Below are 11,167 nucleotides of genomic sequence, written 5' to 3' on the forward strand. Positions count from 1 at the left end.
TCGTTGACCGATTTCCACGCCGGGCAGGGCGGATCGGCCTCCTCATCCGCCACCGGCCACCGTACGGCGATCGCCCGCTACCGCGAGCTGGCCGACCGGGCGATGACCGCGCTCGGCCAGGAGGACGTCCCGCAGGCGGCGGCCTTACGCCAGGCCCACGACCGGGCCGCGGGACTGGCCGTGAAACTGAGGGAGCGCTGCGCGAAACCCGTCTCGGTGGGGATCGTCGGAGAGTACAGCGCGGGCAAGTCCATGTTGCTCGGCACGTTGCTCGGCGCCCCCGGGCTGCTGCCGGTCTCCGGTTCGCCCACCACGGGGAACGTGACGGTGCTGCGCGTCGAGCCCGCCCCGCCGGGCGAGCCGACCCGGGTGCGCGCGGCCAGGATCGAGTACCTCACCCGCGACGAGCTGGCCGAGACGGTCGGCTACATCATGGACGAGCTGGTCAGGACCGTGCAGCGGGCCGGAGGCGGCAGGGACGTCTCCGCGCTGGGCGGCTACAACCCCGTCAGGGACGGCTGGGACGTCCTGAACCGGTGGGCGGAGAACACGCTGGACTGGGCGGCGATGGAGAACTCCAGGCTGCTGGGCATCACGCTCGAACTGACGAGGATCCGTGACGCGCTCAGACTCGCCGGGGAGTTCGTGCTCGACGGCCACACGGGGCTGACCCTGCCGGTCGAGCCGGACATGCTCCGCCAGGCGCTCGACATCGAGGACATCAGGGACCTGCCGCGCGCCTTTCCCAGGACCGCGCAGGGCTTCCCCCTCTCGCCCCGCGACCCGCTGACCGCCCAGACCCTGCGGACCACCTTCACCCTGATCCGCAGGGTGGTCTGCCAGGTCTCGGTGGCCCAGGGGGACTGGGCGGGGCCGCTGCCCGGGGACGGCACCGCGGCGGAGCTGTGCGACCTTCCCGGGCTGGGCGCGACCGCGGTCCGCGACGAGTACCTCAGCGTCAGGGAACTGGACGAGATCGACGCCATCGTGATCGTGCTGCCCTCGCACCGGGCCGAGCGTGACGACGCGCGGCAGTTCTACTCGCTGCTCGAACGCAACCGCAGGGGCAAGGGCGCGCTCAGCGAGTCGATCCTGGTCGCGGCCAACTGCTTCGACCTGCTGCAGCCGCCGGACGTCCCGTTCGCGGGCGTGGCCGACCTGGTGGCCTCCTCCCGCGACCTGTCCTCCCTGCACCGGATGGCCACCACGCTCAACGGGCGCAGGGAGGACCGGGTGGCCTTCACCTCCTCGCTCGTCGCGATCGCCGCCCAGGGCCTGCCGTACGAGACCGGCGGTGAGGAGGGGGAGAAGATCACCGCGTCGCTCGGCGCCGCCGGGGCGCAGGCGGAGCGGTGGAAGCGGATCGCCGCGGATCTGGCCCTGACCGATCCGGGCCACCCGTACACCGCGGCGTTCGGCGGGTTCGGGCGGGACGGAGGCGTCGCGGGGCTGCGGGACATGCTGGACCGGCACGTGCGGACCTACGGCGTGTTCCTCAAGCACGAGGCGGTCGTGCCGATCGCCACCGACCTGCTGGCGGCGCTGCGGGCGCTGGACCGGATGCTGCGCCCGGCGCTCGGCGGCGCCCAGGCGGGGGTGCGTGACACGGGCTCGCTGACCGCGCTGTTCCGGATGATCGAGGAGGAGACCTCCCACACGGTCAGGTCGCTGGGGCTGCTGGCCGACCCGGAACGCCTCGCGGCCGACGGCACGCAGGTCGTCCCCGGCGGCTCCGCGGTCCTCGACCTGGCGCGGGCGGGCGCCACCTACGACGTGTTCACCTGGCGGGAATGGCAGCAGTACCGGGACCGGGTCGGTGACGACGGCCGGATCGGGCCGCCGCTCGGCGGGGGGCGGGCGCCGGGCGGCCGGGGCTTCGGCGTGGCGCGGCGCATGCCGACCGAGGCCGACGCGACCGCCCCCGACACCACGGAACGGCTCTTCGCCAGGTTCGAACCCACCTGCGTCAGGGCCGTCGGCGAGGCCAGGGAGATCTACCTGGAGGCCGTCGCCGCCTGGGCGGAACGGCGCCACCGGGAGCTGGCCCACGTGCGCGAACGGCTGCGCGCCCCGGACACGGCGGAGTCCGTCGGGAGGCTGCTGGCCGCGCTCGACCCGGAGGACGACGGCCAGGCGCGCGGGCACAACCTGCTCAGCCTGGTCTCGATGGACTGGCTGCCCGACGCGGCGGCGGGCCTGCTGCCGGTGCCCGTCCCGCCGTCCAACGGGGACCGCTCCCACGGGAACCCCCATGGAGGCTCCTATGGGGACTCCTACGAGGACAGGGAACGGATCGCCGAGCGGTTCCCGCTGCGGACCGCGCAGGCGCTGCCCTGGAACGGCGGACGCCGCAACATCGCCGGGGACGCGGGGGCCAGGATCGTCACCCACCAGATGAACATCTTCCGGGTGCGCGGCGACATCGTCGCGGCGGTCGGCCACCACGTACGGCGTCATCTGCTGGCCGACGCGGTCCGGCTGGGCCGGGAACTGCGCGTGGAGCTGCAGGAGCTGCGTGAGGCCGTACCGGCTGAGGAGAGCGTGCGGCGCCTCACCCGGCGGGGGACGCACGAGGGCGGACGGGCCCCGGCGGGCGGCCCGGTCCGTGACCTGCTCGACGAATGGGACGGGAAGTCCGGAGGTAACGCCCGATGACCGTGCGCCTGCTGTTCGCGGGACCCAACGACGGCGAGGGGGACGACGAGACCTCAGCCGGTGTGTTCACGATCTTCGAGGTGAACGGGGAGTACCGCCTGCCCGACGTGTTCGCCGAACCGGACGGGGTGGCGAACGCCGTGGACGTCCACGGGCCGGGGCCGCAGCCACCGGGCGACGAACTGGCCGCGCGGATCGCCGAGCTGTACACGCTTCCCGGCTGGCGCCCGCGCCCGATGCCGGGACGCTACCTGCTCGTCCAGGGGCCCGCCGTCCCGGCCGCCGACCTCGGGCTCGGCGGTGAGCGGACCGTCAGGATCGCCTGGTGGATCGGCGAGGCGGGATCGGCGCCCAGGGAGTTCACGCTCGAACTGCGGCTGATGCCGCCGGGGGCGCGTCCCTCCAGGAGCGGCGTCAACCGGGACGCCACCCGGCGGGTCGCCCCGATCGGTGAGCCCCGGCGGCACGTGAGCTTCTTCGGGCACGCGGCGGTCGACTTCGGCACCTCCTCCTCGACCGTCACGCTGTACGACAGGACGGGCGGCAAACGCGTCGAGATGGACGAGCAGCAGTTCGAGGTGCTGCTCGCCGGGTTCGACCGGCTGCTGCTCGACGGCCCCGCCGGGACGCACGAGGCCGACTGGGCGCAGGCGCGCGAGGACATCGTGCGCGGCCTGACCACCCGGCTGAACTCGCTGCTCGGCCTGTCGGGCACCGGCGACTCCGTCCGGGTCACCGTCACCAGGGAGGGCCTTGAGGTGCTCCAGCCGGGCTTCCAGCACCTGCCGGTGCCGAAGGTCCGCTACCGGGACGTGCTCTGCAAGGAGCTCGACGTGGCGATCTCCCGGATGGACGAGAAGCTGGGCACGGCCTACGCCATGGGCCTCGACGGCTGCTACGCCGACGCCTTCGGCACGCCCGCGCTCGGCTCGCTGTACCTGCACCAGGTCGTCTTCGACGGTGACTCGCCGGAGATCTCCAGCGAGATCAAGGTGCTTGAGGGCTCCCCGCTGCGGGCGGTGCTCGGCGACCGGGCCGACCGGGTGACACGCGCCTACCCGGGGCTGAAGCGCGCCTTCTCCCGGCCCCGTGAGCTGCCCGAACTGCGCAGCGAGGGCGGGGCTCCGGTGACGACGGACACGTTGCTGATGCACGCCTACAACGACCTGGTCGACAAGACCATCGAGTACGGTAACGAGAAACGTTCCGCGGAGTGGGGCATCCGCGGGCTGAACCACCTCGTGCTGACCTACCCGACCACACTTCCGCCGTCGGGGCGTCGCGCGCTGGAGAAACTGGCGCAGTCCAGTCTCAGGATGGCCAGGGTGACCACGACGTTCGACGAGGCCGTCGCCGCCGCGCTGTTCTTCGTGATGCGCGACTTCGGCGGCGAGTCCGACACCGGTGTCGAACCGTTCCGCGCCAGGTCACGGCGGGTACGGCCGGGGCGCCCCGCCTGGCGGCAGAACATGCTGGTCATCGACATCGGCGGGGGCACGACGGACGTCGCGCTGTTCGCGCTGCACCTGCTCGACCGGCAGGTGCCCGCCGAGGACGTCCCCGAGGAGTTCTTCGGCCGCCACTACGTGATCCGCCCCGAGGTACGTGGCTCGACCGGGCACCCGCAGCTCGGCGGCGACCTGCTGACCCTGCGGGTGTTCCACTGGCTGAAGGCGGAGATCGCCGACGCCCTGATGGCCCTGACCACCCGCAGCGGCGGGGACACCGCCGCCGGGAGCGCCGAGGAGGAGGCGTGGCTGGGGCACTGGCCGTCCTCCCACGTCGGCGCCGACGGTGTGCCGCGCCCCATCGCCCCGGCCTTCATCGCCAACCCCGATCCGGGGCCGAGACCCGAGCGGGTCTGGACGGCGTTGCGGGAGCTGCTGCCCACGCACAGCCCGGCGCTGGCGGCGGGCGGGCGCGCCGCGCCGGGGCGGGCGTTCTTCCGGCTGTGGCAGGAGGCCGAACAGGCCAAACGGCTGCTGGGCGCGGGCCGGGAGTACACCCTGCCGAAGAACAAGCTGCAGGAGGTGCTCAACAACGTCGACGGCCGGTCGAGGCCGCCCGCGGCGCTGGTCGAACGGCTCGGGCACACCGTGGTCACCCTGCTGCCCGAGCAGTTCGAGCACCTGGCGACACCCGTGATCACCGCGGCCGTCGACATCGCGCTCACCACCTTCAGCGCGCAGCGCCGCCGGGAGCCCGAGGAGCCCATCGACATCGTCGCGCTGTCCGGCAAGACCAGCACCATGCCCCTGGTCGAACGCATCGTGGCCAGACGGCTGCGCGAGCTGACCCTGAACGCCACGGACGGGACGGACGCCGTCCCGGTTCCCCGCCTGGTCGTCGAGCGCCGCTACGCCAAGCAGGCCACCTCGATCGGCGCGTGCTGGGCGCACAGCTTCAGCCGCTACGCCGACATCGAGAGCGAGGACACGGGCGGACCCTCGGGTGAGGCCGAACGCCACGTGGACGGCCGCGAACGGCTGCGGGCGGGCCAGAACGTCGTCGGCATCGCCGTGGACAACCTGTTCCAGAGCCTGCCGTGCGACTTCTCCCTGCAGAACGCCGACACGCGGGTCGGCATGCTGCTCAACGCGGGCGACCAGCTCGACGTCGCCGACCGCACCGGCAGACTGTCGGTCCGTACGGCCTGGCGCCCGATGAAGGAGGACATCCACATCCACCGCGAGCTGGGCGGCGACCGGGGCGAGTCCATCGAGTGGGGCAGGTTCACCTTCGACAGCAGGCAGGACAGGCTCACCAGGGCCAACGTCGACTGGGGCAGGATCCGCTTCCAGATCGAGATCAACCAGGAGCTGGAACCGGTCATCCACCTGTGCCACGGCGGCAACCCCGTCTACCTCGTCGACGGCGACCACGGCGAGGTCGCGACGGCGCTGAACGGCGGACGCCGGGGCGTCCCGCTGGAGGCCACGGGGCTGCCCGCCGCCATCCACGTCAGGAGGACCCCGGACGCGCTCGACGACAGGGCGACCGTCGAGCTGTTCCCGATCCTGGCGCCGGGCGAGGAGACCCGGCGGCACCTGCGCTCCTACCTGCTGGAGAGCGGAGGCGACGGCCGGGTGTTCAGCGGGGCGATCTCCCCGGCCTGGCTGCCCCCGCCCGCCCAGGCGTACGGCGCGGCGACCTGGGAGTTCCTCTGGGTGGACGGGCGTGGCAACCTCTCCCCGCTGTTCCGGATGTCCGCGCCCCGCAGGGACGCGCACGTGCGCTACCACGTCACCCTCGACCATCTGGGGAGGCTGCGGATCCACGTCGGGTACCCCCGCTACCTGGCCGCCCGCAGTCTCACCGACCTGGCCGACTACCCCGGTGCGGTGTTCACCTCCCCGATGGAGCCGGGGGAACCGTTCGGCAAACCGGAGTGGGAGCCCTTCACCGGTGACCACTGACCTTCGACAGGACGACTCCATGCGAACGCTCGACGATCTGCTCGAACCCCTGCTCGGCCTGGACGGGCGGCCGGCGCCGTTCGCCGGGCCGTTGCGTGACCTGCTGCGCGACGTCGTCACCCGCCTGGACACCCACCTCGACCAGCGGGCCGCGCAGGTGCCGACCGACCTCTACCTGCGGGGACAGGACCTGATCGGCCGGCTGCGCACCGTCTGCCGGGTGCCGGGCAGGCAGGTGCACCGGGCGGTGCAGGCCGAACTGGACGACGCGGCCAGCCCGCTGCGGGTGCCGCTGTGGAGCGCGCTCGGCGACCTGGCCGGACAGCTGATCATCCTGCTGCACAGGGACGGCCCCCGGCAGCGGGAGGAGGCGGACGGCGACCTGGTGCTCGGCCTGGTCGGCGTGCTGCTCGGCCTGACGCACCCCGCCCCGCACCAGGAGTCCCGCAGGGAACCCCCGGCCGCTGTGGAGCCGGCCGAGCCCGTGGAGTCCGTGGAACCCACGGCCCCCGTCGCGGCGCCCGTCGAGGAGACGGGCAGGAGGGGGCCCGGCGACCTGACCGTACGGCTGCGCGACGAGTACGACCGCCTCTACCAGGACAGCGTCGTCTACCTGGGCGAACCCGACGAGGCCCCGGAGACGGCCGAGGAGCTGTGGATCGGCCTGCACGTGGCCTGCCTGCGGCTGCCCGAGGCCATCGCCAGGTTCCAGCGCGAGCACTTCGCGCGGACCTTCGGCGGTGAGCCGGGCGAGGCCGTCGTCCCGGCGCTGCCGGCGATCGGCTTCCCCGGGCTCGGTGATCCCAAGGGGCCCGGCGGCGACCACTGGCGTTCGGCGAGGACCGAGAGGATGTACGACATCCTGGTGGAGATGTTCGCCGTCGCCGAGCTCGACCCGGGCGTCTACCACGGTCTCGACGAGATGGCGCGCGACGCCCAGGCCCCGATCAGGCTGGACTCCGAGACCCGGCGTCAGTACCGGGAGCGGGCGTGGACCAGGCTGCGGGAGCTCGACGAGCTGCAGCCGGGCAGCGACCTGGAGATCAGATACCTGGCCTGGGTCGACGAGGTCGTCTCCTCGTTCTTCCCGCTGCCGCTGCCCGTGCCGGACAGCTGGTGGGCCGAACGGTACCGGCGCTCCCGCGCCCTGGTGCTCGACGCGGTCAGGGCCGCGGGCGGCAAGGCCGACGTCCTGGACGGCAGGCCGTACGACAGGGCGTTGCGCGGCAGGCTCAGCGGAACCCAGATGATCATGCCGGTCGAGGAGGCCGACGCCGACCGGGTGCTGTGGACGTTGCGGCTGCCGTGGGAGTTCGGCGGCAGCGGCGAGCCCGGCCGGGTCGTCCACGGGGTACGGCGTCGCTGACGTGATGGCCGTTATGGTGGTTAGTGACCGTATCGGCGGGTAGGACCGCCACGTGGCACAGGGGGGATGGATCTCCCGCTGGCCGGTTGTCCGGCAGCTCAGGGGAGAAGACGGCAGGTCGCGCGCCGCCCGTTCGGCGCGCACCGACGCGCTGCGCCCCAGGACCGAGCTGGCCGACAGCGTCACCAGGTCCGTCTGCCCCTACTGCGCGGTCGGATGCGGCCAGCTCATCTACGTCAAGGACGGCCGCGTCACCCAGATCGAGGGCGACCCCGACTCGCCCATCTCGCGCGGCAGGCTCTGCCCTAAGGGCTCGGCGAGCAAACAGCTCGTCACCCACCCCGGCAGGCAGCGGCACGTGCTCTACCGGCGCCCCCACGGCACCGAATGGGAGCCGCTCGACCTCGAAACCGCGATGGACATGATCGCCGAGCGGGTGCTCCGTACCCGCCGGGAGACCTGGCAGCAGCAGGAGGAGGGCAGGACGGTCCGGCGCACCATGGGCATCGCCAGCCTGGGCGGGGCGACGCTGGACAACGAAGAGAACTACCTGATGAAGAAGCTCTACACCGCCCTCGGCGCGATCCAGGTCGAGAACCAGGCCCGTATTTGACACTCCTCGACCGTCCCCGGTCTGGGGACCAGCTTCGGGCGCGGCGGCGCGACGAATTTCCAGCAGGACCTCGTCAACGCCGACTGCATCGTCATCCAGGGCTCGAACATGGCCGAGTGCCATCCGGTCGGGTTCCAGTGGGTGGTCGAGGCCAAGGCGCGGGGCGCGAAGGTGTTCCACGTCGATCCGCGCTTCACCCGCACCAGCGCGCTGGCCGACCGGCACCTGCCGATCCGCGCGGGCGCCGACATCGTGCTGCTCGGCGCGCTGATCAACCACGTGCTGGTCAACGAGCTGGACTTCCGCGAGTACGTGCTGGCCTACACCAACGCCTCGGCGATCGTCTCCGAGGACTTCAGGGACACCGAGGACCTCGACGGGCTGTTCTCCGGCTTCGACCCCGACAGCCGTAAGTACGACCCGTCGAGCTGGTCCTACGAGGGAACCGAGGAGGAACCCGCCGCCGGGCTGCGCGGCGAGCAGCTCGAAGGCGGGGCCTACCACGCGGAGGTGGCCGGTCCCGACCAGTACGGCTCCGGCGGCGCGCGGGAACAGGCCAGGCCGCCCGCCGATCCGACGCTGCGCCACCCGCGCTGCGTCTACCAGATCCTCCGGCGTCACTTCGCCCGCTACACCCCGGAGCTGGTCGAACAGGTCTGCGGCGTCTCCAGGGAGGACTTCGCCGAACTGGCCGGGGCGATCACCGAGAACTCCGGCAGGGAACGCACCACCGCCTGGGTGTACGCGGTCGGCTGGACCCAGCACACCGTGGGCGCGCAGTACATCCGCACCGCCTCGATCCTGCAGCTACTGCTGGGCAACATGGGACGGCCGGGCGGCGGCATCATGGCTCTGCGCGGCCACGCGAGCATCCAGGGTTCGACGGACATCCCGACGCTGTTCAACATCCTGCCCGGCTACCTGCCGATGCCGAACGCCCACGGGCACGACACCCTCGACGACTACCTGCGGGGGGCCGGAGCGGAGACGGGCTTCTGGGGCAGGAAACGCTCCTACATGGTGAGCCTGCTCAAGGCGTGGTGGGGGGAGCACGCCACCCCGGACAACGACTTCTGCTTCGGTTACCTGCCCCGCCTGACCGGCGACCACGGCCACTACACGACCGTGATGGGGCAGATCGACGGCACCGTCAAGGGCTACTTCGTGGTGGGGGAGAACCCGGCCATCGGTTCCTCGGGAGGCAGGGCGCAGCGGCTCGGGCTGGCCAACCTCGACTGGCTGGTCGTGCGGGACCTGACCCTCGTCGAGACCGCCACGTTCTGGAAGGACGGCCCGGAACTGGCCACCGGGGAGATGCGCACCGAGGACATCGCGACCGAGGTGTTCTTCCTGCCCGCCGCCAGCCACGTCGAGAAGGAGGGCACCTTCACCAACACCCAGCGGCTGCTGCAGTGGCGGCACAAGGCACTCGACGCGCCGGAGGACTGCCGCAGCGAGCTGTGGTTCTACTACCACCTCGGCAAGCGGATCAAGGCCGCGCTGACCGGCGACGAGATCGACCGCCCGCTGCGCGAGCTGACCTGGGACTACCCGGAGGAGGGCGAGCGCGCCGAGCCGTCCGCGCCCGCCGTGCTGCGGGAGATCAACGGCACCGGCCCCGACGGGCGGACGCTGTCGGCCTACACCGAACTCAAGGCGGACGGCTCGACCCGGTGCGGCTGCTGGATCTACTGCGGCGTCTACGCCGACGAGGTCAACCAGGCTGCCCGGCGCAGACCGGGCGACGAGCAGAGCTGGGTGGCGCCCGAGTGGGGCTGGGCCTGGCCCGCCAACCGGCGCGTGCTCTACAACCGGGCCTCCGCCGACCCCGAGGGCCGCCCGTGGAGCGAACGCAAGGCCTACGTCTGGTGGGACGCCGGGAAGGGCGAGTGGACCGGCCACGACGTACCCGACTTCGAGCCGGCCAAGCCGCCCGGCTACCTGCCGCCGCAGGGGGCGCAGGCCGAGGACGCCCTGGCCGGGACCGACCCGTTCATCATGCAGGCCGACGGCAAGGGCTGGCTGTTCGCCCCCGCCGGCCTGGCCGACGGGCCGCTGCCCACCCACTACGAGCCGCACGAGTCACCGCTGCCCAACCCCCTGTACGGCCGGCGGGCCAACCCCGCCCGCCGCGTCTACGACCGCCCGGAGAGCCCGTACAACCCGCCTGAGTCACCACGTTTCCCCTACGTCCTGACCACCTACCGGCTGACCGAGCACCACACGGCGGGCGCCATGAGCAGGCCGCTGCCCTACCTGGCCGAGTTGCAGCCGGCGCTGTTCTGCGAGGTCTCACCGGAACTGGCCGAACTGACCGGGCTGGTCAACGGCGGCTGGGCGACGATCGTGACGACCCGCACCGCGATCGAGGCCCGGGTCCTGGTCACCCGACGCGTCCGGCCGCTGCGGCTGCAGGGCCGTACGGTCCACCAGGTCGGCCTGCCGTACCACTGGGGATGGGGCGGGGGCGGGCTGGTGACCGGCGACGCCGCCAACGACCTGCTGCCCCTCGTGCTCGACCCGAACGTCTACATCCAGGAGGGCAAGGCCGTCACCTGCGACCTGAGACCGGGCAGGCGCCCGACCGGCCCGGCGCTGCTCGAACTGATCAGGGAGTACCGCGACCGCTGAGCGGACGGGCGGCCTGACGACCCGGGGTGTGTTCCAGTGGCCCTGGACGCGTGACGGCATTCTCGATGATTTCCCGCAGCCGAGGTTGTATAGGAAAAGTATAGCGGTCCGCAGAATATTTCTTCCACTTAACCGGTTCGATGTGCCCGCGGCGGCGAGCTCATGCCATTAATGGAGGAACAATGACCGAACTCAACGTGCCCGCCGGTCTGGCTCCTGCGCAACGCGCCCAGATCAAGAGCCTCATTTGCGAGATCCTCGAGATCGACCCGGACGGGGTCACCGAAACCAGCCTGTTCAGCGAGGACCACGGCGCGGACTCCCTGCGGGCCATCGAGATCCTCGCGGCCCTTGAGCGCACCCTCAAGGTCAGCATCGACCAGGAGGAACTGGTCAGGATGACCAACCTTGAGGGCGTCTACACCGTCGTCACGGAGGCGTCCGCCCGATAACACCTCTGACGGCGGCTGGACAGGAGGGCGTTGA

General features: G+C 72.0%; 5 protein-coding genes. All 5 read left to right on the top strand.

What is annotated here, in order from left to right; all coding sequences use genetic code 11:
- The first annotated feature begins 3 nt into the window (after positions 1-3).
- Positions 4-2,655 (top strand): hypothetical protein, encoded by a 2,652-nt coding sequence (locus ACIBVQ_RS36925; protein ID WP_399183327.1) that lies wholly within the window; start codon positions 4-6, stop codon positions 2,653-2,655.
- Positions 2,652-6,071 (top strand): hypothetical protein, encoded by a 3,420-nt coding sequence (locus ACIBVQ_RS36930; RefSeq protein ID WP_399183329.1) that lies wholly within the window; start codon positions 2,652-2,654, stop codon positions 6,069-6,071. The genes ACIBVQ_RS36925 and ACIBVQ_RS36930 overlap by 4 nt, the downstream gene beginning before the upstream one ends.
- Before the next feature lie 19 nt (positions 6,072-6,090).
- Complete coding sequence (locus ACIBVQ_RS36935) at positions 6,091-7,437, top strand: hypothetical protein (protein ID WP_399183331.1); 1,347 nt, start codon at positions 6,091-6,093, stop codon at positions 7,435-7,437.
- A 52-nt stretch (positions 7,438-7,489) separates the two neighbouring features.
- Positions 7,490-10,681: a formate dehydrogenase gene (gene fdh / locus ACIBVQ_RS36940; RefSeq protein ID WP_399183333.1), complete on the top strand. Its 3,192-nt coding sequence runs from the start codon at positions 7,490-7,492 to the stop codon at positions 10,679-10,681.
- 182 nt (positions 10,682-10,863) lie between these two features.
- Positions 10,864-11,133, top strand: coding sequence for an acyl carrier protein (locus ACIBVQ_RS36945; RefSeq protein WP_352015745.1), 270 nt, complete (start codon positions 10,864-10,866; stop codon positions 11,131-11,133).
- The last annotated feature ends 34 nt before the right edge of the window (positions 11,134-11,167 follow it).

The sequence above is a fragment of the Streptosporangium sp. NPDC049376 genome (assembly GCF_044466505.1).
Classification (GTDB): domain Bacteria; phylum Actinomycetota; class Actinomycetes; order Streptosporangiales; family Streptosporangiaceae; genus Streptosporangium.